Annotated in this window: 22 protein-coding genes; 11 read left to right on the top strand and 11 right to left on the bottom strand. The window is 71.5% G+C overall.

All coding sequences use genetic code 11. The features are described 5' to 3' along the window. Positions 1 to 70 precede the first annotated feature (70 nt). Positions 71 to 478: a peptide-methionine (R)-S-oxide reductase MsrB gene (gene msrB / locus Dvina_RS09415; RefSeq protein ID WP_223102030.1), complete on the bottom strand. Its 408-nt coding sequence runs from the start codon at positions 476 to 478 to the stop codon at positions 71 to 73. A gap of 222 nt (positions 479 to 700) precedes the next feature. Here msrB and Dvina_RS09420 point away from each other — a divergent pair, with 222 nt between their 5' ends. Next, the gene (locus Dvina_RS09420; protein WP_223102031.1) at positions 701 to 2,125 is read left to right on the top strand and encodes a hypothetical protein; all 1,425 of its coding nucleotides are present in this window, start codon (positions 701 to 703) and stop codon (positions 2,123 to 2,125) included. Positions 2,126 to 2,885: 760 nt separating this feature from the next. After that, entirely contained in the window at positions 2,886 to 3,899 is a 1,014-nt protein-coding gene (gene ligD, locus Dvina_RS09425; RefSeq protein WP_246656117.1) for a non-homologous end-joining DNA ligase, read from the top strand. Here ligD and Dvina_RS09430 read toward each other — a convergent pair. The 9 genes from Dvina_RS09430 to Dvina_RS09470 form a co-directional block, all read right to left on the bottom strand. Next, entirely contained in the window at positions 3,896 to 4,585 is a 690-nt protein-coding gene (locus tag Dvina_RS09430; RefSeq protein ID WP_223102033.1) for an alpha/beta hydrolase, read from the bottom strand. The genes ligD and Dvina_RS09430 overlap by 4 nt on opposite strands. A gap of 3 nt (positions 4,586 to 4,588) precedes the next feature. Further along, a complete protein-coding gene (locus Dvina_RS09435) occupies positions 4,589 to 6,160 on the bottom strand; it encodes an alpha/beta hydrolase (RefSeq protein ID WP_223102034.1) in 1,572 nt (523 codons plus the stop codon). Next, positions 6,157 to 7,272 (bottom strand): ATP-dependent DNA ligase, encoded by a 1,116-nt coding sequence (locus tag Dvina_RS09440; RefSeq protein ID WP_223102035.1) that lies wholly within the window; start codon positions 7,270 to 7,272, stop codon positions 6,157 to 6,159. The genes Dvina_RS09435 and Dvina_RS09440 overlap by 4 nt, the downstream gene beginning before the upstream one ends. A 33-nt stretch (positions 7,273 to 7,305) precedes the next feature. Beyond that, on the bottom strand, positions 7,306 to 8,157 hold the full coding sequence (locus Dvina_RS09445; RefSeq protein ID WP_246656516.1) for a DNA-3-methyladenine glycosylase family protein: 852 nt from the start codon (positions 8,155 to 8,157) through the stop codon (positions 7,306 to 7,308). Positions 8,158 to 8,189: 32 nt separating this feature from the next. Continuing rightward, positions 8,190 to 9,128: a hypothetical protein gene (locus tag Dvina_RS09450; protein WP_380029359.1), complete on the bottom strand. Its 939-nt coding sequence runs from the start codon at positions 9,126 to 9,128 to the stop codon at positions 8,190 to 8,192. After that, positions 9,125 to 11,602 (bottom strand): AAA family ATPase, encoded by a 2,478-nt coding sequence (locus tag Dvina_RS09455; RefSeq protein WP_223102037.1) that lies wholly within the window; start codon positions 11,600 to 11,602, stop codon positions 9,125 to 9,127. The genes Dvina_RS09450 and Dvina_RS09455 overlap by 4 nt, the downstream gene beginning before the upstream one ends. Further along, the gene (locus tag Dvina_RS09460; protein ID WP_223102038.1) at positions 11,599 to 12,744 is read right to left on the bottom strand and encodes a metallophosphoesterase family protein; all 1,146 of its coding nucleotides are present in this window, start codon (positions 12,742 to 12,744) and stop codon (positions 11,599 to 11,601) included. Before Dvina_RS09460 ends, Dvina_RS09455 begins: the two co-directional genes overlap by 4 nt. Before the next feature lie 15 nt (positions 12,745 to 12,759). Continuing rightward, complete coding sequence (locus Dvina_RS09465; RefSeq protein WP_223105423.1) at positions 12,760 to 14,532, bottom strand: ATP-binding protein; 1,773 nt, start codon at positions 14,530 to 14,532, stop codon at positions 12,760 to 12,762. Positions 14,533 to 14,724: 192 nt separating this feature from the next. Continuing rightward, positions 14,725 to 15,435, bottom strand: a complete 711-nt coding sequence (locus Dvina_RS09470) for a pyrimidine reductase family protein (protein WP_223102039.1) — start codon at positions 15,433 to 15,435, stop codon at positions 14,725 to 14,727. A gap of 76 nt (positions 15,436 to 15,511) precedes the next feature. Here Dvina_RS09470 and Dvina_RS09475 point away from each other — a divergent pair, with 76 nt between their 5' ends. The 9 genes from Dvina_RS09475 (at position 15,512) to Dvina_RS09515 (ending at position 26,352) form a co-directional block, all read left to right on the top strand. Continuing rightward, positions 15,512 to 16,057, top strand: a complete 546-nt coding sequence (locus tag Dvina_RS09475; protein WP_223102040.1) for a plasmid pRiA4b ORF-3 family protein — start codon at positions 15,512 to 15,514, stop codon at positions 16,055 to 16,057. Positions 16,058 to 16,440: 383 nt separating this feature from the next. Beyond that, positions 16,441 to 17,754 carry an ABC transporter substrate-binding protein gene (locus Dvina_RS09480; protein WP_223102041.1) on the top strand — a complete coding sequence of 438 codons (1,314 nt, stop codon included), beginning with the start codon at positions 16,441 to 16,443 and terminating at the stop codon, positions 17,752 to 17,754. A 90-nt stretch (positions 17,755 to 17,844) separates the two neighbouring features. Next, entirely contained in the window at positions 17,845 to 18,822 is a 978-nt protein-coding gene (locus tag Dvina_RS09485) for a carbohydrate ABC transporter permease (protein ID WP_223102042.1), read from the top strand. Further along, positions 18,819 to 19,736: a carbohydrate ABC transporter permease gene (locus Dvina_RS09490; RefSeq protein ID WP_223102043.1), complete on the top strand. Its 918-nt coding sequence runs from the start codon at positions 18,819 to 18,821 to the stop codon at positions 19,734 to 19,736. The genes Dvina_RS09485 and Dvina_RS09490 overlap by 4 nt, the downstream gene beginning before the upstream one ends. Beyond that, positions 19,736 to 21,139: a GH1 family beta-glucosidase gene (locus tag Dvina_RS09495; RefSeq protein ID WP_223102049.1), complete on the top strand. Its 1,404-nt coding sequence runs from the start codon at positions 19,736 to 19,738 to the stop codon at positions 21,137 to 21,139. The genes Dvina_RS09490 and Dvina_RS09495 overlap by 1 nt, the downstream gene beginning before the upstream one ends. Further along, a complete protein-coding gene (locus Dvina_RS09500; protein ID WP_223105424.1) occupies positions 21,132 to 22,178 on the top strand; it encodes a LacI family DNA-binding transcriptional regulator in 1,047 nt (348 codons plus the stop codon). The genes Dvina_RS09495 and Dvina_RS09500 overlap by 8 nt, the downstream gene beginning before the upstream one ends. A 39-nt stretch (positions 22,179 to 22,217) precedes the next feature. Beyond that, the gene (locus Dvina_RS09505) at positions 22,218 to 24,647 is read left to right on the top strand and encodes a glycoside hydrolase family 94 protein (protein ID WP_223102053.1); all 2,430 of its coding nucleotides are present in this window, start codon (positions 22,218 to 22,220) and stop codon (positions 24,645 to 24,647) included. A 60-nt stretch (positions 24,648 to 24,707) separates the two neighbouring features. Continuing rightward, the gene (locus Dvina_RS09510; protein WP_223105425.1) at positions 24,708 to 25,775 is read left to right on the top strand and encodes a LacI family DNA-binding transcriptional regulator; all 1,068 of its coding nucleotides are present in this window, start codon (positions 24,708 to 24,710) and stop codon (positions 25,773 to 25,775) included. A gap of 88 nt (positions 25,776 to 25,863) precedes the next feature. Further along, positions 25,864 to 26,352: a hypothetical protein gene (locus tag Dvina_RS09515; protein WP_223102055.1), complete on the top strand. Its 489-nt coding sequence runs from the start codon at positions 25,864 to 25,866 to the stop codon at positions 26,350 to 26,352. A 291-nt stretch (positions 26,353 to 26,643) separates the two neighbouring features. Here the strand turns inward: Dvina_RS09515 and Dvina_RS09520 are convergent, their stop codons facing one another. Continuing rightward, the gene (locus tag Dvina_RS09520; protein WP_223102056.1) at positions 26,644 to 26,793 is read right to left on the bottom strand and encodes a hypothetical protein; all 150 of its coding nucleotides are present in this window, start codon (positions 26,791 to 26,793) and stop codon (positions 26,644 to 26,646) included. Between the last annotated feature and the right edge of the window lie 78 nt (positions 26,794 to 26,871).

Below are 26,871 nucleotides of genomic sequence, written 5' to 3' on the forward strand. Positions count from 1 at the left end.
TCCGCCTTTGGGCTCTGCGCCTCGGTTTGACGCCTTGGGTTTTACGCCTTTGGGCTCTGCGCCTTGGGTTTTACGCCTTGGGCTCCAGCTTGATCGACAGGCTGTTGACGCAGTGGCGGGTGTTCTTGGCCGTCATACGCTCGCCGCGGAAGACGTGGCCCAGGTGGGAGTCGCAGTTGGCGCAGCGGATCTCGGTGCGGACCATGCCGTGGCTGTGGTCGTCGATCTCCTTGACGGTGCCGGGGATGGCATCGTCGAAGCTCGGCCAGCCACAGTGGGAGTCGAACTTGGCGTCACTCGCGAAGAGCTGGATCCCGCAGGCGCGGCAGCGGTAGACGCCCTCGGTCTTGGTGTCGACGTACTCCCCACTCCACGGCGCCTCGGTGCCGGCCAGCCGCAGCACCCGGAACTCGTCCGGGGTCAGCCGGGCCTTCCACTCGGCGTCGGTGGTGGGCAGGGTGTCGAGTGGCTCAGTCATACCCCAACGGTAGGCCGCGGGGGCTTATCAGACCATTACGGTTTCCTTCCTCGACGTGCCCGGCCTCGACCGCCGCCCGGCGCCGAACGCTCGCACCAATCCGGACTTTCGGCGCAAACCGGCCGAATCGTTTTGCCTCGGCGTTTCGTTGGTCTACCGAAAGCCACGATTCGGACTTTTGTGGTGCAATGGCACGAACCGGCTTTGGGAGTAGGGACCACCATGAGGCTGCTGTACAAGGCCGTCGCGCTGGGCGCCGCCGGCGCCGCGAGCGTCACCCCGCTGGCCACCGCCGCCCACGCGGCCGAGGCGCCGACCCAGCACCCCCAGGACCTGAGGGCGACTGACGCACCACTGAGCGCGCTGCAACTGGCCGACGCGGAGACCTCCCTGGCGCCCCACTCCCAGAGCTCCAACACCCCCACTACGACGAACACCGCATGGCACGGCTCAGCCGCCGCGTCGACCAACACCGACTACGCCGCCGCGGACGACAGCGGTTACGGCGCCGCCAACGCGGCCGGTGACGACGACGGCTACGGCTCTGGTCGCCACGCGCGCACGTGGGGCGACGACCACCGGACCCGCGGCGCCGTGAACGACAGTGGTTATGGCGCCGCCAACGCGGCCGGTGACGACGACGGCTACGGCTCTGGTCGCCACGCGCGCACGTGGGGCGGCGACCACCGGACCCACAGTGCGGCAAACGACACCGGCAACGGCTACGGCGGCCAGACCAACAGCAACGGCGCCCGAGGCAATGGCAACAGCGCCCATGGCAACGGCAATGGCGGCTGGGTCCACGGCAACGGCGGGCACGGTAACGGCAACGGCGGGCAGGCGGGCGCTGGCGGCTACGGCAACGGTGGCTGGAGTAACGGCGGCCAGGGCAACGGCCACAGCGGGCTCGGCAACGGCGGGCACGGCGGCGGCTGGGGTCACGGCAGCGGCGGCCACGGTAACGGCAACGGCGGCCACGGGAACAGCAATGGCTACGGCGGCGGGCCCGGGAGCACGCATACCGGCGGCGGTGGGCACGGTCAGGGCAACGGCTTTCCGGGCGGACCCGGCTCGACCACGCCGGGCGGCGGCGGTGGGCAGGGCAACGGAACCGGCTCGACGACACCCGGCGGCGGTGGCGGTCAGGGGAACGGAACCGGCTCGACCACGCCCGGCGGCGGTGGTGGGCAGGGGAACGGCAACGGCGGTCCGATCACGGGCGGCAACAGCGGCCCGGGCGGCGGGGGCCAGGGCAACAGCGGTTCGACTCCCGGCGGCGGCTCAGGCACCGGCGTGAGCCCCAGCGGCGGCGGCACCGGAACCGTGGCCGGCACCCCCGGCGGCGGTGGCGCGGCGACAAGCATTCCGAGCACCAGCACGACGGGCACCGGAGCAGGCGCGGCCGCGGCGATCAGCGGGCTTCCGGTCACCGGCCCGAACTCCTCGATGATGACGACCATCGGCTTCGCCTTCATCATCGGCGGCGCGGGCGTGCTGTACCTGACCCGCCTCGGCGGCGAACGGGACGACGAGCGAACCAAGCGCCGCGTCCCCGAACCCCGCCGCCGTCGTACCCCCAGCGAAGAAGACCTGACCGACCACTACGCGCGCCGCCCCCGCCCCGCCCGCTCCCGCCGCGCCAACTGACCCTCCGCGCCACCTAACCTCGGGCCATCGGTCCGGACCCACGTCGCCTCGCGCTGGGCTACTTCGGCTCGCGCGGCCCTGCGTGGGTGGCGGGTTGCCCGCGTCCGCGCGTGGTGCCCGCGTCCGCGCGTGGTGCCCGCGTCCGTGCGTGGTGGCCGCGTCCGTGCGTGGTGGCCGCGTCCGTGCGTGGTGGCCGCGTCCGTGCGTGGTGGCCGCGTCCGTGCGTGGTGGCCGCGTCCGTGCGTGGTGGCCGCGTCCGCGCGTGGGTGCCCGGTGCTACGCGCATTCGCGCGTGTGGCCCGCATCCGCCCGTGCGTGCCCTGCGCTCCGCGCGTCCGCGCGTCCGCGCGTCCACGCGTCCGCGGGTGTGTGTGGTGCGTTGCTCGCGTCCGGGCTTGTGGGCCCCGCGCCGGCTGCGTCCGCGCTTCCTGCTGCTGCGCTGCCCGGGGTCGCGCTGCTGCGTGGGGCTGCGTCTTGCTGGTCGCGGCCGCGCCTCGTGCGGCGCTGCTCGGGTTCGCGCTGCTGGCCGCGGCTGGGGCTCGTGGTGCTGCGTCGTGCCGGCTCGGGTTGCTCGTCGGTTCGTGGTGTGTTGGGGCTGTGGTGCGTGCTGTTCGTCTTCGGCCGGTGGTTGGCCTGGACTTGGCCGCGTCGTGTGGGCCCGGTCAGCTCCGGAACGCGGCGTTGAACGCAGACAACGGGTGGGGGAGTGGGTGGGGCTTGTGGGCGTGTCGGCGGGTGGGGGCGGCGTATGGTCCTTGGCATGGCCGATGCGCTTGAGGTCGAGGTCGCCGGGCGGGGTGTGCGGCTCACGAGTCCGGACCGGGTGGTGTTTCCCGAGCGGGGGTACACCAAGCGGGACGTGTTCGAGTACTACCTGGCCGTCGGGGACGGGATCATGCGGGCGCTCGGGAATCGGCCCACTACCCTGCAGCGGTTTCCCGAGGGGATTGACGGGGAGACGTTCTTCCAGAAGCGGGTGCCGACGCGTGGGGTGCCGGCGTGGATCGAGAAGGCGCAGATCGCGTTCCCGTCCGGGCGCAAGGCGGATGAGCTCTGCCCGGCCGATCTGGCCCACGTGGCCTGGGCGGCGCAGATGGGGACCATCGTGTTCCACCCCTGGCCCGTGCGGCGCCAGCACGTCGACCAGCCCGACGAGCTGCGGATCGACCTCGACCCGCAGCCGGGGACCGACTTCTCCGACGCGGCCGCGGTGGCGGAGGTCCTGAAGGGGGTGCTCGACGAGCTCGGGTTCATCGGGTGGCCCAAGACGTCCGGCGGGCGCGGGCTGCACGTGTACGTGCGGATCAAGCCGCAGTGGTCGTTCGTCGAGGCCCGGCATGCGGTGATCGCGCTGGCCCGCGAGGTCGAGCGGCGGGCGCCGGAGCGGGCCACCACCAAGTGGTGGAAGGAGGAGCGCGGGGAGCGGGTGTTCATCGACTTCAACCAGATGGCCCGGGACCGGACGATCGCCTGCGCGTATTCGCTGCGGGCCAACCCGCGGGCCACCGCCTCCACGCCGCTGCGGTGGGACGAGATCGGGTCGGTCGAGCCCAACGACTTCGACCTGCGCACGGTGCCGCAGCGGATCAAGGAGCTCGGCGACGCGCACGAGGGCATCGACGACGTCGCCCATGACATCGGCGTGCTGCTCGAGTGGTTCGAACGGGACGCGGCCAACGGCGAAGGCGACATGCCCTACCCGCCGGAGTACCCCAAGATGGAGGGCGAGCCGATGCGCGTCCAGCCCAGCCGGGCGAAGAAGCCGGAAGCCTAACCGGCCAGGAGGAACTCGACCACCGCGTCCGGCCGGCTCAGCGCGAGCAGATGCCCGCCGGGCACGACAGTGGCGTCCAGGCCCAGGCGCTCCCTGGCCACCCGCACCTGGAAGTCGGCCGGAAACAGCCGGTCATCGCGCCCGCACAGCACCCGGGTCGGCACGGCGGGCCACGCGGGCAGCGGCCACGGATCGGCGAACGGCGTCCCCGACTGGAGCGCCTCCTCGCCCATCGCCTGCGCCGCGATGTCCGGCGGCACGTCGTGGAAGAACGTCACGGCCGGGTCGAACGCCGCATCCGGGTCCCGCCCCTCACGGCGGTCGAGCTCCCGCTTCGCCACGTCCTGCCCGGTTGCGGTCCACCACTCGCCGCCGGTCTCCCCGGGCCGCGGAATCATGGCGTTGACCAGCACGATCTCCCGGGCCGCGAGCCGATCGCAGGCGAGCGGCGCGCTCAGCCCGCCCATCGACTGTGCGACCAGGACGGGGCCGTCGTCAGCGGCGCCGGCCGGGGAGCCGGCCGCCGCCACGATCGCGTCGGCATAGGCGGGCAGGTCGGCCGCGTCGTCGCCGGCCGGAAGCTCGACGGCGACGGCCGCGTGCCCGTGGGCCTGCAGCAGCGCGACCACGCGGTGCCAGTACCACGCGCTGCCGCCGGCCCCCGGGACCAGGACGAACGAGGTCACGGGCTACTTCTCGCAGGTGGTGTTGGCGGGGGGAACCTTGAGGTCGATGAAGTAGCGGTTGACGGCGTCGATGATGCAGCCCGTCTGGGGGTAGGCGGTGTGGCCCTCGCCCTTCCAGGTCACCAGGGTGCCCACGCCAAGCATCTTGGCCAGGGCGGGAGCCTGCTCGTACGGCGTGGCCGGGTCGCCCAGGGTGCCGATGACGACGATCGGGGCGGAGCCGGTGGCGGCGCCCGTCGGGTACGGGTCGCGCTTGCCCGGCCACTGGGCGCAGATCAGGTTGAGGGCGAGCGGGCCGCCGAACAGCGGGTACTTCTGCCGCCACTGCGACTGCAGCGTGCGGTCCTGCTCGACGGTGGGTGTGTCGTCGGAGTCGGCGCAGTTCACGGCCGAGTTGGCGTCGAACATGTTGGAGTATTTGCCGTTGGCGTCGCGCTCGGCGTAGGAGTCGGCCAGCTGGAACATCCGCGCCGGCTTGCCGTTGCGCAGGTCGTCCATGGCCTGGGCGAGCAGCCGCCAGCTCGACTCGCTGTAGAGCGACGACACCACCGCGGTGAAGACCCAGCCCGACGTCGCCTTGCGGCCGCCGGCGCCGGTGACCGGGTTGGCGCGGGCGTCGGCGATGGCCTTCATGACCACGGCGCGGGCGTCGGGGCCGATGGGGCAGGAGGAGGCGTTGCTCTGGCACCACTTGCTGAAGTTGGTGAACGCCAGCTCGAACCCGGCCGCCTGCTTCTCGGCCGACTCCTGCATCGACTGGGTCGGGTCGACGGCGCCGTCGAGGACCAGGGCCCGCACGTTCTTCGGGAACAGCTGGGCGTAGACGGCGCCGAGCAGCGTGCCGTAGCTGTACCCGAGGTAGGTCAGCTGCGGCTCACCGACGGCGGCGCGCAGGGCGTCGAGGTCGCGGGCGGTCTGCTCGGTGGAGAACAGGCGCAGGTCGTCGCCGTATTTGGTGCCGCAGCTCTGGGCCAGGTTGCGGGTCAGCGTGACGAATGACTGGAAGCCCTCGTCGCTGACCGGGTCGGGGTCGATCCCGAAGTTCTGGTCGAGGTCGGCGTCGGAGAAGCACTTGACGGGGGAGGAGCGCCCCACGCCGCGCGGGTCGAAGCCGATGATGTCGAAGCGGCGCACGATCTCGGCCGGGAGGAACACCGAGCGGTAGATGCCATATTCGAAGCCGGAGCCGCCCGGGCCGCCGGGGTTGATGAACAGCGAGCCGACCCGGTCGCGCTGGGTGGTCGAGCGGCCACGGACCATGGCGATGTCGTACGTCCCGCCGTCCTTCGGATGCGCCCAGTCCTTCGGCACCTTCACGGTGGCGCAGGTGAAGTTCACGTTCTGCGGCGGGTTGGGGAAGATCCCCTTGTACACGTCCGGGCACGGCTGCCAGTCGGCGGCCGGGATGTCCAGGCCGCCGGACTGGTTGGCCTTGCCGCCGGGCCCGCCGGACGGTGCCGTGGACGCCTTGCCGAGCGGCCGGCCCGAGGTCGGCTGGGTGAACTGGGTGCCCGACGTGCAGCCGGCGGCCAGCGCGAACACCAGTGCGAGGGGGAGGAGGCGCCGCAGCTTCACGGACGCCCCGCCAGCACGGACTCGACGTCGAAGCGGATCGGGCGGTCCAGCTGCTCGTAGGTGCACGAGCGCGGATCGCGGTCCGGCCGCCACCGCTTGAACTGGGCGGTGTGGCGGAACCGGTCGCCCTCCATGGCGTCGTAGCCGACCTCGACGACCAGTTCGGGCCGCAGCGGTACGAAGGAGAGGTCCTTCTTGCCCGTCCAACGGCTCACGCCGCCGGGCAGGCGCGTCCCCGCATCGGCCGGCTGCGACTCGAGGCTCGTGGCCTGCGTGCCGGGGGCCTGGCCCGCCCAGTTCCACGGGTGGTCCTCGACGTTCTCGCGGTATTGTGCGAGCTCCTCGACCAGCTCGGCCCGCCGCTCGCGGGTGAAGGAGGCGGCGACACCGATGTGGTGCAGCCGGCCCTCGTCGTCGTACAGCCCCAGCATCAGGGATCCCACGATCGGCCCGTCCTTGTGCCAGCGGAACCCGGCCACGACGGCGTCCGCCGTGCGGGAGTGTTTGATCTTGAACATGGTGCGCTTGCCCGGCTCGTAGATCCCCTCGGCCGGCTTGGCGATGACCCCGTCGAGGCCGGCGCCCTCGAAGCGCTCGAACCAGTCCTGGGCCACCGCGATGTCGGTCGTCACCGGCGTGACGTGCATCGGGGCCTCGACGCCGCCGAGCGCCTCGGCGAGGCGGGCCCGGCGCTGCGAATACCCCTGCTCGACAAGGGAAACCTCATCGAGCGCGAGCAGGTCGAACGCGACGAACGAGGCCGGGGTCTGCTCGGCGAGCAGCTGCACCCGGGACGCGGCGGGGTGGATGCGCTGGCCGAGCAGCTCGAAGTCGAGCTTGGGCTCGCCGGTGTCGCGGCGGATCACGATGATCTCCCCGTCGACCACGCACCGCGCCGGGAACTGCGCCTTCACCTGCGCCACGACCTCGGGGAAGTATCTGGTGAGCGTCTTGCCGCCGCGGCTGGCCAGCTCGACCTCGTCACCGTCGCGGAACACGATGCACCGGAACCCGTCCCACTTCGGCTCATAGCTCATGCCGGGCGCGCTGGGCAGGCTGGGAATGCTCTTGGCGAGCATCGGTTCGACTGGCGGCAGGACGGGCAGCTCCACGGGCCCAAGTCAACCACACGGGTACGACAAAATTCAGAACCGCGCGAACGACCGGACCGTCATCCGCGGCCCGAAGCGCGGCGCCGCGATCCCGGCCCGGGCGATCAGGCCGCACACCCGCCCGCGGTGCGGCGCGAACGGCGCGAGCAGCTCCAGCATCTGCTCGTCGGTGCCCCGGGCCGCGCCGGTCAGGGCGAACGTGACGTGGTTCTTGATGTGGTAGTCGCCGACGGAGACCGCGTCGGCGTCGCCGTAGGCCACCCGGGTCACCTCGGCCGCCGTCCACGGCCCGATCCCGGGGATGCTGACGAGGCGGGCCGTGCAGTCCGCCGCGTCCGTGCACCGCTCCAGCACCGCCGCCACCGCCGCGGCCCGGCGCAGCGTGTCCGCGCGCTTCTGCTCGACGCCGAGCGGGTGGAACGCGTAGTACGGCTGCGCGGCGATGACCTCGGGCTCCGGCGGCAGGTGAAGTCCGGGCCGGGGCCCGGGCGCGGGCTCGGAGAACTTGCGCAGGATGCGCACGTAGGAGAAGTGCGCCTCCTTGCCCGTCACTTTCTGCCCGAGGATCGCGCCCAGCAGCGGCTGGAACACGCGCCCGGTCGCGCCGAGGCGCAGCCCGGCGTGCTCCCGCGCGAGCCGGTGGATGAGGGGGTGCGCCCGGGCCAGGTCGTCGAAGCCGGTCAGGTCGTCGCGCAGCCCGGCGATCGCGTCCGCGCGCTCCAGGAGCCAGCCCGCCCCGGGGCCGAAGGCCTCCCAGGTCAGGTCGTCGCCGCGCAGCACGAACCGGATGGTGCCCGGCCCGGACGGCGTGCGGGTGGCGAACCACGACTCGCGGGCGCCGATGACCATGGTGATGTCGCCCTGCAGCGGCGTGAGCCCCCGCATGGTGCCGGCCAGGTCGTAGCGGAGCGGAACCTTCACGCCGCGGCCCGCGACAGGGCCCGGTGCAGCAGGCGCGCGTCCCCGAGCATGGCGCGCAGCTTACGCTCCAGCCCCGCGATCGGCACCAGGTTCTGCGGCGCCCGCGGGTCCTTGTACGCCTGCGAGGCGAACCGCGGCAGCGTGACCGCCGACAGGTGGGCCAGGGCCACGGCGTCGGCCGGCGTGAGATCGGCCGAGCACTCCGCCCGCACGATGCCGGACCAGGGTGCGCCCGCGGGCCCGGGCAGCCGCAGATACCAGGCGAACCGGTGCCACGACGTGCCGAGCACGAACACTGGCGTCCGCTGCCCGCCCCGCAGCCCGGTCACGACGGCCGTGAGCTCGGTCGGCAGGTACTCGACCCGGTGCGTCTTGATGTAGCCGAGCGCCCGCGGCAGGTGCGCCCGCTCCTGCAGCGGCCCGTCGACGATGAGCAGGTCACCGTCGGTGCGCTCCTCACCGGACACCCCGACCTCCAGGGCCCGCATGTGCCGCTGCACCCCGAGCGCCAGATCTTTGGGCTCACCACGGGAAATTCTTCTTGGTGGGTACCGCACATTGCCCGCCCCCACCGCCGCGAGGTTCTCGGCCGGGGTGAACAGCCCGCGCTCGATCCGGGTCGTCGCCACGCGCGCCGAGCCCCGCTCCAGCTCGCAGCAGACGACCCCGGCGGCGTACGACGCGGCCACGCCCGGATGCGTCGTCCCCTCGTCGTCGGTGATCCAGACCCGGGCGTCGATGCGCTGCACCCCGTCGACGATGAGCACACTGCCGGGCGCCGCCAGACCGGCGGGCGGGTCGATCGCCCGCCACGCGTCAGCGGGCAGCTCCACGTCGGGCTGGATCTGCGCGGTGCTCTGCCCGGGCGGCCCGGACTCGCTCGCGTCGAACGACTGCCCGTACGCGGGGTCCCAGGCGTCGACGTGCAGCTTCACAGGCCGACCCGTTCGATCTTGGCCGTGCGCGCGTCCCGGCGGACCTCGAAGCGCACCGGGATCCGCTCGGCCAGGGCGCCCACGTGCGTGACGACGCCGACCATCCGGTCGCCCCGGGCGGCCAGGTTCTCCAGCGTCACCGCGACCGTGTCGAGGGTCGTCGCGTCAAGGGTGCCGAAGCCCTCGTCCAGCACGATCGACTCGAGGCTGGCGGAGGCCGCCGACAGCCCCGCGAGCTGCTCCGACAGGGCCAGCGCGAGGGCCAGCGAGGCCTGGAACGTCTCGCCGCCGGAGAGGGTCCGCACGGCCCGGCGCAGGCCCGCGTCGTGGTGGTCGACGACGAAGAACTCGCCCTTCTCGTGGCCCAGGTCGTACTGCCCGGAGGTGAGCTCCCGCAGCGTGCGCGAAGCGCCTTCGACGAGCGTGTCGAGGGCCTCCGCGAGCAGCCACCGCTCGAACCGGTCGGCCCGCAGGTGCTGGGCCAGGGCCTTGGCCACCTGGGCCTCCCGGGCGACCTCGTCGCGCTGCTCGCGCATCCGGGCCGCGTCCGCGCGCCGCTCCTCGATACGCCGCTTGGCCGCGTCCGCGCGTTCGAGGGCGATCGCGGCGTCGCGGGCCGGGTCGCCGCCGGGCACGGCCAGCCCGGCCGCGGTGAACGCGGCGGCGAGCTCGTCGCGGACGCCGGCGACCCGCCGCTCGGCCGCGCGGACCTCGTCCTGCGCCGCGGGGCGCCCGGCCCGGCGGCGACCGGCCTCGCCGACGGCCCAGCCGTGCAGGGTGGCCCAGGCGTCGGCCAGGTCGTCGCGGTTGGTCGGCGGCGGCCCGAACGCGGCAAGCCCGTCGCGGGCACCGTCGAACGCCCGCCAGGCGCTGCGCAGCCGCTCCTCGGCCTGGTCGGCCTGGCGGGCGGCGCCGCGGTGGGCCTCGCGGGCCTTGCGCACCTCGGCCCCGGCCTGCTCCAGGCGGCGGGTCAGGGCGGCGATGCCGTCGAGGTCGCGCTGCAGGGCCTCGGGCGGGGGTGCGCCCTCCAGGTCGCGCTCCAGCCCGGCGATGCGCTTGTCGAGCTGGTCGGCCTGGGCCCGGGCGGTGGTCAGCGCGCGGTCGAGGTCGCGGGCCGCGCGGTCGCGCTCCTCGACGGTCTTGTCGGCGGCCGTGCTGCGCTTCCGCGCGACCTCGCCGGCCTTCTTCGCAGCGACCACGGCGGGCTCGTGCGGCATCGGCGGCAGCGCGTGCACCGGCTGCTCACATACCGGGCAGGCCGCACCGACGGTGAGCCCGGGGCGCAGCGCGGCCGCCTGATCGGCCGCCATCGCCGCGTTGTACGCCTCGAACGCGGACTCCAGGGCCTGGCGCGCCGCCGTCGCGTCCGCGCGCGCCGACGCCAGGGCCCGGGCCGCGCGCTCGTGCTCGGCCTCGGCGCCGGTCAGCGTCGAGCGGACACCGGCCGCCTCGGCGAGCAGCTTGGCCCGCGAGGCGTGGTGGTCGAGCAGGCGGCGCAGGGCGTGCGCGTCGCCGGCCGCCTGCAGCTCGCCGCGGAGCTTGTCCTCGCGCTCCTCGGCCGCGCGGGCGGCGTCCATGGCCCCGGCGACGGCGGCCCGCGCGGTCGCGGCGGACGCGGCCAGGCCGGCGGCGTCGGCGGGCACCGACACCGCGGCCAGGCGGCCGATCTCGGCGTCGAGCGTCGCCAGCGCGGCCGCCGCCTGCTCGGCGAGGTGCCGGGCGTCCTGCAGCTGCGGCGCGATCCGGTCGACGGCGGCCGCGACCGCGCGCAGCGCCTCGACCCGGGAAGCGGCCGCGGCCAGCGCGGCGTCGTCGATGTCGGCGAACGCGTGGAGCTGGTCGTCGAGCACCTTGAGCTTCGTCTCGGCGGTGGTGGCCTCGCTCTGGGCCTTCTCCCGGATGCGGCCGTACACCTCCAGCCCGAGCAGGTTGACCAGGATCTTCTGCCGCTCGGCCGGCTTCGCGTGCAGGAACGCCGCGAACTCGCCCTGCGGCAGGACCACGCACTTGGTGAACTGCTCGTAGGGCAGCCCGACGACGGTCAGGACCGCGGTGTCGACCTCGCCCGGCGTGCCCGCCAGGACCTCGGCGATGTCGGACTGCTCCAGGCCGAACTCGAGCTTGGCGAGGTCGAGGCCGGGGGTCAGCATCTCCAGGCCGGCGTGCTTGGTGCTGACCGTGCCCTTGGTGTCGCGGCGCACGACGCGGGTGAGGACGTAGCGCTTGCCGGCCGACTCGAAGATCAGGCGGACTCGCGCCTCGGCGGCCGACGGCGCCAGGGCGTTGCCGATCGCGCGCCGGTCGCCCCACCGCGGGACGGTGCCGTACAGCGCGAAGCACATGGCGTCGAGGACCGTCGACTTGCCGGAGCCGGTCGGCCCCACGAGCGCGAAGAAGTCCGTGTCGGTGAAGTCGACAGTGGTCGGCTCGCGGAACACGGTGAACCCGTCGAGATCCAGCCGAACTGGCCTCATGAGTGCATCACCTCGTCGTGCAGCCGGTGGAACAGTGTCACTGTCGCCTCGTCGGCGTGGCCGCGCTGGCCGAGGTAGTCGGCGAACAGCTCGCCCGCGGAGCGTCCGGCCCGGGCGGCCTCGGCCCGGCCCGCGCCGGGGCCCGGCAGCAGTTTCGGGTCGATGCGCACCTCGAGGGCCTTGGGCAGCAGGTCCTGGACCTCCTCGCGCAGGCCGGCCCGGGGCGCCTCCTGGACGTACACCCGCAGCCAGGCGTTTCCAGTGTCAAGCGTGGACAGCTGGGCGAGCGTGCCCCGCACCGTGCGCAGCGACGTGGCGACCGGCAGCGGGATCTCCCGGACCCGGGCGGCGGTGGCCTTGGTGACGTCGACGATCGCGACCGAGACCAGGTTCTCCTCCTCGCCGAAGTCGATGGGCAGCGGGCTGCCGCTGTAGCGGATCGGGCAGGGGCCGGCGATCGCCTGCGGCCGGTGGAGGTGGCCGAGGGCCGCATAGTGCAGCGACGAGGGGAAGACGGCGGCGGGGACGGCGTAGCCCATGATCGAGTGGGCCTCGCGCTCGCCGCCGCCCATCGTGGCGCCGATGACCGTCAGGTGCGCGGTGAGCAGGTTGACGGTGTCGTCGCCGAACCCCTGGGCCAGCCGGGCGATGAGGTCGCCGACGTAGCCCGCGTAGGACTGGGTCATCTCGGCCGCGGTGAGCTCGAACATCTCGCTCGCGCGGACGGCGTAGCGCTGGGAGAGGAACGGCAGCGCGATCAGGCGCCACTGCTCGCCGTCCCGGGTCGTGCCGGAGATCAGGTGGTCCTCCGGCTTGCCGATGGCGCCGCGGATGGTGATCCCGGCCGCGTCGGCCCACGGGCGCAGCGCGTCGAGGGCCTTGCCGTTGTCGTGGTTGCCGCCGATGACGACCACGTCCGCGCCGGTCTTGCGCAGCGCCGACAGGCCGCGGGTGACGATCTTCGTCGACTCGGCGGTCGGGCTGGCCGTGTCGTAGAGGTCGCCGGCCACGATGATCAGGTCGGGCTGCTCCTTCTTCGCGACGTCGACGAGGCCGCCGATCGCCGCGATGTGGTCGTCGTTCCTGGACTGTCCCTTGAGGACCTTGCCGACGTGCCAGTCCGACGTGTGCAGGACACGCAACCTGATGACCCCTTCCTAGAACGGGATGTCGTCGTCGCTGATGCCGCCCGCGCCCACGTGGGCCACGACGGCGAACGGGTCGGTGGCGTGCTGGGCGATCGAGCGCAGCGTCGCGGCCGGGGGCGGGCCGGCCTCCGCGGGCCGGGTCGCCCAGGACGGGAACGGGAACTCGATGCACAGCGGCACCGGGATCTCCGGCTGCGACACGAACATGGTGCCGGGCTTGGCCAGCAGGGCCCGCTGGCGCTGTGCGGGCGGGAGGAAGCCGTACTCGGGACGGGACGCCTCGGCCGGGTCGAGCCGCCCGACGACGCGGATCGCCGAGTTGGCCACGATGCGCCGCTCGACCTCGCTGGCCGTCTGCTGCGCGCCGATCAGCACCACGCCGAGGGAGCGGCCGCGCTCGGCGATGTCGAGCAGCACCTCCTTGATGGGGCTCGTGCCCTCCCGCGGTGCGTACTTGTTGAGCTCGTCGAGTACCACGAACAGCAGTGGTTTGGCGGTTCCGGCCTTCTCCTTGCGCTCGAACTCGGTCCGCAGCGTGACACCGACCACGAAGCGCTGTGCCCGGTCCGGCAGGTTGTGCAGGTCGACCACGGTGACCTGGGCCGACTCCGCGGTGTTGATCTGGTGCGGCTTGCGCTGGGCGAGGTCGCCGCGGATCAGCCGGGACAGGTCCTTCTTGCTGCCGATGAGCCGGCGGGCGAAGGCGTTGACCGTGCCGAGCCCGACCGCGCTGCCGGCCCACTGGCCGCGGGTGGCGTCGTCGGTGATCTGCTCGACGAGGTAGTCGACGAGGTCCGCGTAGGAGTTGAGCCGGGTCCCGTCGACGGCGACCCCGCCCTCGGCCGGCTGCGCGATGCGGGCCAGGTGGGCGGTGACCGAGTGGACGACCATCGTGTACTGCTGGCGCTCGTCGTCCGCGTCCGCGAAGACGTAGGGCAGCAGGCGGTCGGTGCAGAACTCGGTGAGCGTCCAGTAGAACGCGTCGACGCCGGAAAGGCGACTGCTGACGTCGGGGGTACCGGATGCGTCGCCCACGCGCGGCGGAGCGTAGACGCGCACGTCCGGGAAGGGCCCCGCGACCAGCCCGAGGCGCGCGTAGGCGTCCTCGGTGGCCTGGTTGAGCCGGCTGTTGGGATGGTCGAGGAAGAGCAGGTCCTCGCCCTTGACGTTGAAGATCAGCGCCCGCGTGTTGGCGGTCTCACCGGCCCCGCCGAGGACACCGGAGCGGAAGACGGAGTAAAGCAGGAATGTCGCGAAGCTGGTCTTCGTGGCCACGCCGGAGATGCCGGAGATCGACACGTGGGCGCCGCGGGAGCCGTCGAGGAAGTCGGCGTTGAGGAACATCGGGGCGCCGTCGCGGCCGAAGCCCATCGGGATGGTGCGGTCCATCCGGTCGAAGTAGAGCGCTCCGGCCCGCGCGTCACCCTGGGCCCGATGCACGAGCGCGCCCGGGGTCGGAGGGACGTACACCTCCGGGTCGACCCGGGTCGTGGTGATCTCGGCCGCCTCCTGGATGGTCGCGGGCAGCGTGCCGTCGGCGACGAGGAAGACGTCGGAGTCGAACACGACGCCCTCGTGGCGGGCCCGGACCGCCGTCACGACACCGGCGATGGTGATCGGATCGTGCTCCGGCAGGTCACGCTCTGTCACGACGACGTCGTCGAGCTGTAGGTACGCCCCGTCCTCGACGGCGACCCAGAACGTCAGCGGCGTGGCGTCGGCGGTGCCGAGCACCCGCCCGACCACCGGCCCCGCCGCGGCCGCGGCCGCCTCGTCCTCCATGTGCTCGACCCCCAGTACAAGTGTTCGCCTGTGCATCGTGCCCCACCGGGGCCACCAGGTCGAAGTCACCACGCGATCGGGTATAGATGAGTGTCCCATTCACCCGGACAAAACCGCACAAACTCGGTCGCGACACGCCTTTGTCCACAGGGTCCGGGGCCCTTGTCCACAGGGGTGTGGACAGGACTGTGGTCAACGCGCGTGCCGCAGGAACAGCAACCCGTCGTCGAGCAGTACGTGACGCAGTGTGAGGTTCTCCGGTGCCGCAATGGGCGCGCCCGCCGTGATCCGGGTGGCGCCGGGGCCGGCCAGGAGCGGCGAGACGGTGAGGCACAGCTCGTCGACGAGCCCGGCCGCGGTGAGCGAGCCGAACAGGCGCGGCCCGCCCTCGCTGAGGAGGTGCGCGTGGCCCCGCTCGCGCAGCTCGGCGACGGCGGCCACGAGGTCGACCTCGCCCTCGCCGGCGGCGACGATGTCGGCCACGTCGGCCAGGGGGCCGGGGTCGTGGCCCGCGCAGGTGATGATGATCGGGCGCACCGGGGCGTCGGCCAGGGCCTGGTGGGCCGGGTCGAGGTCGAGCCGGGCCGAGGCGATGACAAGCACCGGATACTCGCTCAGCCCGTTCGCCAGGCGCCAGTCGCGCCGGGCGGCGTCGAGGCGCAGCGCGTGGTACCCCTCCTCGCGCAGCGTCCCCGCCCCCACGACGAGCGCGTCGCAGAGCATCCGCAGCACGCCGAAGATGCGCTTGTCGGCCGGCCCGGACAGCGGCGCGCTGCGCCCGTCGACGTGCCCGGCCCCGTCGAGACTCGTCACGAAGTTGAGCCGGAGCCGGGGCCCGGGCGGATCTCGATAGAGGTCGATCAGGTCGGGATCCTGGACGGGCGTGGGCCACAGCTGCTGCACCCGTGAACTTTACCGGGTGGGAGATCGCCGCGTAGGGCTGCGCCGCGGGGGTTCGGCACCCGACAATGGCTGCACCATGGCTCGCGAGATCTATCAGCTGCGCATCGCGCTCGACGGCGTCGACCCGCCGGTCTGGCGCCGGGTCCTCGTGCCCGGCGCGTTCACGCTCGACCGGCTGCACCGGGTGATCCAGCTCGCGATGGGCTGGGGCGACCGCCATCTCCATGTGTTCGACATCGACGGAGAGCAGTACGCGGTGCCCGACCCCGACGGGCTGCTCGAGGTCCGCGACGAGCTCGACCACCGCATCGACGCGGTGGCGGCCAAGGGCGCGCGGCTGCGGTACACCTACGACTTCGGCGACTGGTGGGAGCACGAGGTCGTGGTCGAGGACGTGGTCCCGGCCGACCTCGGCCTGCGCTATCCGATGTGCACCGGCGGCGAGCGCGCCTGCCCGCCCGACGACGTCGGCGGGCCGTCCGGCTATCGCGAGTTCCTGGCCGCCTACGCCGACCCGTTCCACCCCGACCACGAGGCCATGCGCGCGTGGCTCGGGCGCGACTTCGACCCCGCCGCATTCGACGCCGGCCGGGCCGGCACCCTCCTGCGCCGGATGACGTAAAACGGCCGGCGCGTTACCCCGCGGACCGCGTGCGCAAACGTGGCGTCGGCAACTTTCACGTGACGTAGGGCCCTAACTTCCCGCCGTCACTGTACGTAACTGTGGATCAAGGCTCCCACCTGCGCAAATCGGGCGAAAAGCGGGCGCAGAAATCTCGCGGTAACGAAATGGGAACGCTCCCATTGCCCCATTGACACGTCGGCGTTCACAGTCCAGTCTCATGGGAGCGCTCCCGCGGCTGTGGCCGGTGCCACACCCCGCGGCCGTGGGAGACATCAAAATCGCATGTCCGCCATACCGCCGGTGGGGCTTCCCCATGCCCACCGCCGTGAGCATCACACCCCCACACACCACACCCATCACGACCTGAGAGAGGGGTCAGGATGAGCTTCACCTCGCGCCGCATGCGATCCGTCGCCGCGGCTGCGCTGACCGTCGGGCTCGCCCTCGGCATCGGCGCCTGCAGTGCCAAGAAGGACGACGGCGACGCCGGCAACAACGACACCGGACCGGTCACGATCTCGCTGTCCTACTTCGGCACGCCCGGGTTCACCCAGGCGGTCAAGGACTTCGAGGCCGCGAACCCGAACATCAAGGTCGACGTGAAGAACGAAGGCCAGACCAAGGACTTCGTGCCGAAGCTGGCCCAGCAGCTCTCCGCCGGCAGCGGTGCGAGCGACGTGGTCATGCTCGAAGAGGGCATGCTCCTGCAGTACCTGAAGGACAACAAGCCCTTCGTGAACCTGCTCGACCTCGGCGCGAAGTCGCTGGAGAACGAGTACCTGCCGTTCAAGTGGAAGAACGCGTTCACCGCGGACGGCAACAAGCTCGTCGGTCTCGGCACCGACGTCGGCCCGCTGGCCATGTGCTACCGCACCGACCTGTTCCAGCAGGCCGGCCTGCCGACCGAGCGCGACAAGGTCAGCGCCCTGTGGAAGACGTGGGACGACTACGTCAAAACCGGTGAGACCTTCAAGTCCAAGAACCTCAAGGCGACCTGGCTCGACTCGGCGACGTCGGTCATGCAGCCGTACATCATGCAGAACAGCGACACCTGGTTCTACGACAAGAGCGACAAGTACATCGGCGACACCAACCCGGTCGTCAAGACCGCGTACAACCTGGGCCTCGACATGGCCAGCAAGGGCCTGACCTCGAAGCTCGCCCGCTGGTCGACCGACTGGGACGCCGCGTTCAAGAACGCCGCGTTCGCGACGGTGCCGTGCCCGCCGTGGTACACGGGTGTCATCAAGGAGCGTGCCGGCGACGCCGGCAAGAACAAGTGGGACATCGCCACCATCCCCGGTGGCGGCGGCAACTGGGGCGGCTCGTACCTGGGCATCCCGACCCAGAGCAAGCACCAGAAGCAGGCGTTCGAGCTCATCAAGTTCCTGACGGGCAAGCAGGGCGGCATCGACGCCTTCAAGGAGGCCGGCCCGCTGCCGTCGTCGCAGTCGGCCCTGGCCGACCCGCAGATCGCGAGCGCGACGAACGACTACTTCAACAACGCGCCGGTCGGCAAGATCTACGTCGACGCCGCGAAGACCCTGAAGCCGATCTACCTGGGCCCGAAGCACCAGGCCCTGTGGGAGAACGCCTTCGAGCCGGCCATGCAGGCCGCTGAGCAGGGCAAGCTGAGCGCTCAGGCCGGCTGGGACAAGGCCATCAAGGACAGCAAGGCGCTGGCCGAGGGCTGATCGGAACCCCGATCGACACCGGGCGGAGGTGGCGGCAACTCGCCACCTCCGCTCGCCAGCGACCGGCTACGGAAGAAGGACCTCCACACCATGACCTCCAACGTCGGGGTCGCCGGGCCCCGCCACGGGCGAAGGGATCCGGTGACGCCGCCGCCGCGGCGCACGTCGCGGTTCGGCAAGCTGGACATCAAGTACTCGCCGTACATCTTCGTCGCCCCGTTCTTCCTGCTCTTCGCGGTGTTCGGCGCATACCCGCTGGTCTACACCGCGGTGCTGTCGCTGCGCAAGAACACGCTCACCGGCGGTGACAAGGGCTTCGTCGGGTTCGAGAACTACACGAAGGTGCTCACCGACGAGCACTTCTGGACCGTCATCGGCAACACGTTCGGCCTGTTCATCATCTCCACGGTGCCGCAGCTGATCCTGGCCCTGATGATCGCGAGCTGGCTGAACAAGAAGATGCGCGCCCGCACCGCGATCCGGATGGGCATCCTCATCCCGAACATCACCTCGGTCGCCGCGGTCGGCATCGTCTTCGGCCTGATCTTCGCCGACCGCTACGGCCTGGCGAACTGGCTCCTGCAGACCGTCGGCTTCGACCCGGTCGAGTGGCGCAACCACCGCTGGTCCTCCTGGACCGCTATCGCGTTCATGGTCGACTGGCGCTGGACGGGCTACAACGCGCTGATCTACCTCGCCGCGATGCAGGCGGTGCCGAAGGAGCTCTACGAGTCGGCCTCCCTCGACGGGGCCTCGGCGATGCGCCGCTTCTGGCGGATCACGGTGCCGCTCATCCAGCCGACGATCCTCTTCACGGTGATCATCTCGACGATCGGCGGCATGCAGCTGTTCACCGAGCCGCTGCTGTTCAACTACGGCCGCGTGCAGGGTGGCTCGCTCAACGAGTTCCAGACGGTCGCGATGTACATCTACGAGACCACGTTCTCCAACAACTTCAACGTGGGTCGCGGCGCCGCGATCTCGTGGCTGCTGTTCCTGATCATCCTGATATTCGCCCTGGTCAACTTCGCACTGGTGCGCCGATCGGTGAAGGGGCAGACGCGATGAGCACCATGACGCCGGCCCGGCCCCACCGGACCACGCCGGCCCCGCCGCCCAAGAAGCGCTCCGGCCGCGTCCGCAGCGCCTCCGCGGCGCTGTGGGACGCCAGCCCGCTGACCTACCTGGCGCTGATCATCACGATCGTCCTGTCGGTCTTCCCGATCGTCTGGTCGTTCATCGTGGCCTCCCGGGACAACAGCGCGGTGACGGACATCCCGCCGCCGCTGCTGCCCGGCGGCAACTTCTTCGACAACGCGCAGCGCGTGCTCGACAACACCGACGCCAACTTCGTCTACGGCCTGATCAACTCGGCAGTCGTCTCCGGCTGCGTCACGCTGTCGGTGGTGTTCTTCTCCACCCTGGCCGGCTTCGCGTTCGCCAAGCTCAAGTTCCGCGGCAAGAACGCGCTGCTGCTGGTCATCATCATGACGATGATGATCCCGACGCAGGTCAACATCATTCCGCTGTACCTGCTGATGGTGAAGCTGGACTGGACCAACACGCTGCAGGCCGTGATCTTCCCGTTCCTGGTGAAGGGCTTCGGCGTCTTCATGATCCGGCAGTACGCGGAGTCGGCGATCAGCGACGAGCTGATCGAGGCGGCGCGGATGGACGGCGCCTCGACGTGGCGCACGTACTGGAGCGTCGTGCTCCCGGCGCTGCGCCCGGCCGCGGCCGTCCTCGGCCTGCTGACGTTCATGGAGACGTGGAACGACTTCCTGTGGCCCTACGTGGTGCTCAACGGGGACACGCCGACCGTCCAGGTCTCGCTGAACATTCTGGCGACCGGTTACTACAAGACGGACTACGTGCAAGTCTTTACCGGGACAGCTCTGGCGATCATCCCGCTGCTCCTCGTGTTCGTCGCATTCGGTCGCCAGATCATCGGCGGCATCATGGAAGGTTCGGTCAAGGCGTAATGAGCAACATCGACCCGCTGACGTTCCCACCCGGTTTCCTCTGGGGGGCGGCTACCGCGTCGTACCAGATCGAAGGGGCGGCCGCCGTTGACGGCCGCACCCCGTCGATCTGGGACACGTTCAGCCACACCCCCGGCCGGACCAAGGGTGGCGACACCGGCGACGTGGCGTGCGACCACTACAACCGCTACCGCGAGGACGTCAAGCTGATGGCCGACCTGGGGCTGAGCTCCTATCGGTTCTCCATCGCCTGGCCCCGCGTGCAGCCGGGCGGCCGCGGGTCGATCAACGGCAAGGGCATCGACTTCTACCAGCGGCTCGTGGACGAGCTGCTGGGGCACGGGATCACCCCGTGGGTCACGCTGTACCACTGGGATCTCCCGCAGGAGCTCGAGGACGCGGGCGGCTGGCCGGCCCGCGACACCGCATACCGGTTCGCCGAGTACGCCGCGCTCGTGCACGGCGCACTCGGCGACCGGATCAGCAACTGGACCACGCTCAACGAGCCGTGGTGCTCGGCCTTCCTGGGCTACGCCTCCGGCGTGCACGCCCCGGGCCGCAAGCACGCGCCGGACGCGCTGGCGGCGACGCACCACCTGCTGCTGGGCCACGGCCTGGCGGTCCAGGCGATCCGCGCCGCCGACCCCGCGGCCAAGGCCGGCATCACGCTGAACCTCTACGCGATCTCCCCGGCCGACCCGTCCCGCGCGGACGACCTCGACGCCGTCCGGCGCATCGACGGTCTGGCCAACCGCATCTTCCTGGATCCGGTACTGCGAGGTGCCTACCCCGAGGACGTGCGGCAGGATTTGGCCGGGGTCAGCGACTTCGGCTTCGTCCAGGACGGGGACCTGGAGGTCATCTCCACGCCGCTGGACCTGCTGGGCATCAACTACTACAGCCGCCACGTCGTCGGCGCCCCCGACCCGGACGTGCCGGCCGAGCCCTACTGGCGGGCCTCCACGTCCTGGCCGGGCAGCGAGCACGTGCGGTTCCACAAGCGGCCCGGCCACCCGGTCACCGACATGGACTGGGAGGTCGACGCGCCCGGCCTCACCGAGACCCTGGTCCGGGTCGCGCGGGAGTACCCGGCGATCCCGCTGTACGTCACCGAGAACGGGGCGGCGTACGTCGACGTCCCCGACGCGAACGGCGAGATCGCCGACATCGAGCGGGCCGAGTACTTCGACGCCCACTTCCGGGCCTGCCTCGACGCGATCGCACAGGGTGCGCCGCTGCAGGGCTACTTCGCCTGGTCGCTTCTCGACAATTTCGAGTGGGCATGGGGGTACACCAAACGCTTCGGGCTTGTCGCAGTCGACTATGCGACCCAGACGCGCACCCTGAAGACCAGCGGGCACCGCTACCGCGAGGTCATCCGGCGCAACGGCCTGGCTGAGTAGCGTGCACCGCCCGACACTCGACGAGGTCGCGGCCCTGGCCGGTGTCGGGCGCGGCACCGTCTCGCGGGTCATCAACGGTTCGCCCCAGGTGAGCCCGGAGGCCCGTGCGGCGGTGCAGAAGGCGGTCGACGCGCTCGGCTACGTACCCAACCGCGCGGCCCGCGCACTCGTGACCCGCCGGACGGACTCCGTGGCGCTCGTCGTCTCCGAGTCCGAGGAGCGGGTCTTCGGCGAGCCGTTCTTCGCCGGAATAGTGCGTGGCGTCAGCTCGCATCTGGCCGACACCCAGATGCAGCTGTGGCTCGCGATGGCGCAGTCGGTGGCCGAGCGCGTGCTGGTCGAGCGCCACCTCAACGACCAGCACGTCGACGGCGTCCTGCTGCTGTCACTGCACGACGACGACCCGCTGCCCGGCCTGCTGGCCGGGCGGGGGCTGCCGACCGTCCTGGGCGGGCGCACCGCGCTCATGCTCGAGACGGGCACCACCGGCGGCGAGCACAACGGGCACGCCATCTCCTTCGTCGACAACGACAACGAGGGTGGCGCCCGGCTGGCCGTCGAGCACCTGCTCAACCTGGGGCGCCGCTGTGTCGCGGCGATCGCCGGTCCGCAGGACATGGGGGTCGGCAAGGCCCGCCTGCGCGGCTACCGTGAGGCCCTGCGCCGCGCGGCCCACCCGTTCGACGACCGTCTCGTCGCATACGGCGACTTCAGCGAGGCGAGCGGCGCCGAAGCGATGTACCGCCTGCTGCATCTCAACCCGGGGCTCGACGCCGTCTTCGCCGCCTCCGACCTGATGGCCGCCGGGGCCATCCGCGCCCTGCGTGAGCAGGGCCGGGCCGTCCCCGCGCAGGTGGCCGTGGTCGGCTTCGAGGACTCCGCCGTGGCCCGGCAGACCCTGCCGCCACTCACCACCGTGCACCAGTCGGTGGAGGGTATGGGTCGCGAGATGGCCAGGCTCCTGCTGGCCCGCATCGCCGGCGGGCCGGCCCACTCGACCGTGCTGGACACGCACCTAGTGGTGCGCGAGTCGGCCTGAGACTGTGCCTTCCCCGGTGGGCACGCAAGGAGGCAAAACGTGCGCTTCGGCCACTTCGACGACGAACGTCGCGAGTACGTGATCGACCGGCCTGACACGCCGCTGCCCTGGATCAACTACCTGGGGACGGAGTCGTACTTCGGCATCATCTCCAACACCGCCGGCGGCTACTCGTTCTATCGTGACGCGCGGCTGCGCCGCCTCACCCGCTACCGGTACAACAACGCCCCCTTCGACTTCGGCGGCCGCTACCTCTACCTGCGCGACGCCGGCAGCGGCGAGTACTGGTCGCCGACCTGGCAGCCGACGCAGACCGAGCTGGACGAGTACGAGTGCCGCCACGGGCTCTCCTACACCCAGATCGCCTCCGGCTACAAGGGCATCAAGGCCAAGGTGTCGTACTTCGTCCCGCTGGGCGAGACCCTGGAGGTCTGGCGCCTGCAGCTGACGAACGAGCGGGAGTCCGCCGCCGAGCTCTCGGTCTTCTCCTCGGTGGAGTTCGCCCTCTGGGACGCCCAGGACGACGCCACCAACTACCAGCGCAACTTCAACACCGGCCAGGTCGAGGTCGAGGACGGGGTGATCTACCACAAGACGGAGTACCGCGAGCGCCGCGACCACTTCGCCTACTTCGCCTGCTCCGAGCCCCTCGCCGGGTTCGACACCCAGCGTGAGGCGTTCCTCGGCCCCTACCGCGCCTGGGACCGCCCGATCGCCGTCGAGCGCGGCACCTCGTCCGACTCGGTAGCGCACGGCTGGCAGCCGCACGGCTCCCACCACGTGCGGATCACCCTGGAGCCGGGGGAGAGCCGCGAGATCGGCTTCGTGCTCGGCTACTGGGAGAACCCGAAGGACGCCAAGTTCGACCCGCCCGGCTCGCAGACCATCAACAAGCAGACGGTCCGCCCCGTCATCGAGCGCTGGCTGCAGCAGGAGACGGTCGACGCCGGGTTCGCCGCGCTGCGCGCCAACTGGGACCGGCTGCTCGGCACCCTGCAGGTGCACACCCCGGACGGCGACACCAACCGGATGGTCAACATCTGGAACGCGTACCAGAACATGGTCACGTTCAACATGAGCCGCTCGACGTCGGGCTTCGAGACCGGCATCGGCCGCGGTATGGGTTTCCGCGACTCCAACCAGGACCTGCTCGGCTTCGTGCACATGATCCCGGAGCGGGCCCGGGAGCGGATCCTCGACATCGCGGCCACCCAGCTGTCGACCGGTGGGGCGTATCACCAGTACCAGCCGCTGACCAAGCGCGGGAACAACGACATCGGCTCGGGCTTCAACGACGATCCGCTGTGGCTCATCCTCGGCGTCGCGGCGTACCTGAAGGAGAGCGGCGACCTCTCCATCCTCGACGCGCCGGTGCCCTACGACAACGAGGCCGGCAGCGAGCAGCCCCTCTACGACCATCTCCAGCGCTCCCTGCAGTACACCCTCGATCGTCTGGGCCCGCACGGCCTGCCGCTCATCGGGCGGGCCGACTGGAACGACTGCCTCAACCTCAACTGCTTCTCCGACACCCCGGGTGAGCCGTTCCAGACGACCGAGAACGCCACCGGCGGGGTCGCCGAGTCGGTCTTCATCGCGGGGCAGTTCGTGCTGGCGGCCAAGGAGCTGGCCGGGATCGCGCTGTGCGTGGGCAAGCCGCACCAGGAGTACCTCGACGCGGCCGAGAAGATGGCCGGCACGATCGCCGAGCACGGCTGGGACGGCGCCTGGTTCCGCCGGGCCTACGACTTCTACGGCAACGTCATCGGCTCGGCCTCCAACGACGAGGGGCAGATCTTCGTCGAGCCCCAGGGCATGTGCATCATGGGCGGCGTCGGCGTCGAGGACGGTCTCGCGGTGAAGGCCCTGGCCAGCGTGCGCGAGCGGCTGGCCACCCCGCACGGCGTGGTGCTCCAGCAGCCGGCCTACAGCTCCTACCGGCTCGAGCTCGGCGAGATCTCGTCCTACCCGCCCGGGTACAAGGAGAACGCCGGCATCTTCTGCCACACCAACCCGTGGATCATGATCGCCGAGGCGATCGTCGGCAACGGCGACGCCGCCTTCGACTACTACCGGCGCATCCTGCCCTCGGCCCGCGAGGCCATCAGCGAGGTGCACCGGTGCGAGCCGTACGTCTACGCGCAGATGATCGCCGGCAAGGACGCCCCGACCCACGGCGAGGCCAAGAACTCGTGGCTCACCGGCACCGCGGCCTACAACTTCACCGCGATCAGCCAGTGGATCCTCGGCATCCGGCCGGAGCTGACAGGCCTTCGCGTGGACCCGGTGATCCCGACCGATTGGCCCGGGTTCACGGCGGTTCGCCAGTTCCGGGGAGCGACGTACCGGATCTCCGTGACGCGCGGTGCGGTGCGGGCGCTCTCGGTCGACGGCCAGGACTTCGATCCCGCCGGAGTCCTCCCGTTGGCCCCCGAGGGCTCGGTCGTTGAGGTGAACTTGACGGTTTCCTGAAAGATCGCTGGGGCTGCTGGGTGGCCCGGTGACGGGATGTGCGCACAATGAGGCGTGAACATCCCGTCCCCGGGCCGCCCGCGTTCCGCCGGCCGGCCCACGCTCGATGAGGTCGCCCTGCGGGCCGGCGTCGGCCGCGGCACCGTCTCGCGCGTGGTCAACGGCTCACCCCAGGTGAGCCCCGAGGCCCGCGCGGCGGTCCAGAAGGCGATCGACGAGCTGGGGTACGTGCCCAACCGCGCCGCCCGCGCCCTCGTCACCCAGCGCACCGACTCCGTCGCCCTCGTCGTCTCGGAGTCCGAGGAGCGGGTCTTCGGCGAGCCGTTCTTCGCCGGCATCGTGCGCGGCATCAGCTCCGCCCTGGCCGGCACCCAGCTCCAGCTGTGGCTGGCGATGGCCCAGTCCCCGGCCGAGCGCGAGCGGGTCGAGCACCACCTGACCAACCAGCACGTCGACGGCGTGATGCTGCTCTCCCTGCACGACGCCGACCCCCTGCCGCTGCTGCTGGAGCGCCGCGGCCTCCCGGTCGTCCTCGGCGGCCGCCCGGCCCAGATGCTGGCCGACGACGAGCAGCTCAACTTCACCGCCCAGCTGTCGCAGCTCTCCTACGTGGACGCCGACAACGAGGGCGGCGCCCGCATCGCCGTGGGCCACCTCCTCGACCGCCAGCGCCGCCGGATCGCCGCGATCGCCGGCCCCCAGGACATGGCCGCGGGCGTCTCCCGGTTGGCGGGGTACCGCGAGGCCCTGCAGCGCGCGGGCCTTCCGGTGGACGAGAAGCTGATCGCGTACGGCGACTTCTCGGAGGCCAGCGGGGAGCGCGCGATCCGCGAACTGCTGGAGTCCGACCCGTCGATCGACGCCGTCTTCGCCGCTTCCGACCTGATGGCCGTCGGCGCCTTGCGGGGCCTGCGGGCGCTCGGCAAGCGGGTGCCGCAGGACGTGGCCCTGATCGGCTTCGACGACGTGGCCATCGCCCGCCAGACCGACCCGCCGCTGACCACCGTCCACCAGCCGGTCGAGGCGATGGGCCGGGAGATGGCCCGCCTGCTGATCGCCCGCATCGGCGGCGCCGCGTCCTCGTCCGTGATGGTGGAGACCCACCTGGTCCGCCGGCAGTCGGCCTGACCAGGGGCTTGTCGTTTCGCCGCTCCGGGCGGCGTTTGTTTTTCCGCCGCCCCGGGCATGCCGGTCATCGGAGGAGGTGGCGATTTCGATGAGCAGTGAGTGGAAGAAGCGTAAACGCCGCGCGGAGAGTGTGGCCGAGGACGCCTGGGACTACCTGAACTCGGCCCTGGACAGCGCCCGCTCGTTCGGCGGCACCGTGAAGGACCGCGCCGGCGACCTGGCCGACACCGCGTCGGACCGGTACGACACCGCGTCGGACCGCGTGGGCTCGGCGTACGCCAAGACGTCGGACCGCGTCGGGTCGGTGTCCTCGGAGGCGTGGAAGCGCGCCAACCGCGCGCTGGACGCCCTGTCGGGCAAGCAGCCCCGCAAGCCGTGGGGCTGGATCGCCGTAGCCGTCCTGGGCGGCGTGGCGGTGGGCTGGGCGGTGGCGGCCTCGGCGCCGAAGGCCATCCAGGCGGCGACCGACCGCTTCAGCGACGAGCCGGACGAGCTGTCGAGCACGGCTGACGCACCGGCCCCCTACGAGCGCGTCGTGCCGAACCCGAACGAGCCGGTGATCCCCCCGACGCCCTGACAACCGCGGCGACGCCCCGATCGTCCACCGCTCTGGTGCGTCTCCTCTATGTGCAAGCCAGCGACGAACAATCTGCGCAGCTGCTCCGGCCGCTTCGACCCGGCCGACTGCTTCGGTGAGGGCCGGCACCCGCTTATCGGGTGCCGGCCCTCAAGCGTCGATGGCGTCACAAACGACATCGGGGTTCTCGACTCGTCGAAGTCATCGAGGGAGTTCGCCGTCCGGAGCCGCGCTCAGGTCGCGGCGGGCGCGATCTGCGAACGCAAGCCACGCAGCACGCCGCCAAGGTCATCACCTCTTGGCTGTTCGAGGATCGTGCGTGGCGGGGCCGAGCGCGGCGGCGGCGAGCGCTCCGGCCGGTGCGTCGTCCCGGGCGGCGACGACCGTCCCCGCGAGCAGTGCGAGCACACCGGCGGCCTGAGGCGCCGTTAAGGTTCGCATGCTGCCGGAAACTGGGGCGGCGTCAGGAAACCTCCGTGGAACGTGGCCGTCACGAGCTGAGCCGACATTGAACCAGGC

Source organism: Dactylosporangium vinaceum (assembly GCF_019904175.1).
In the GTDB taxonomy this organism is placed as follows: Bacteria; Actinomycetota; Actinomycetes; order Mycobacteriales; family Micromonosporaceae; genus Dactylosporangium; species Dactylosporangium vinaceum.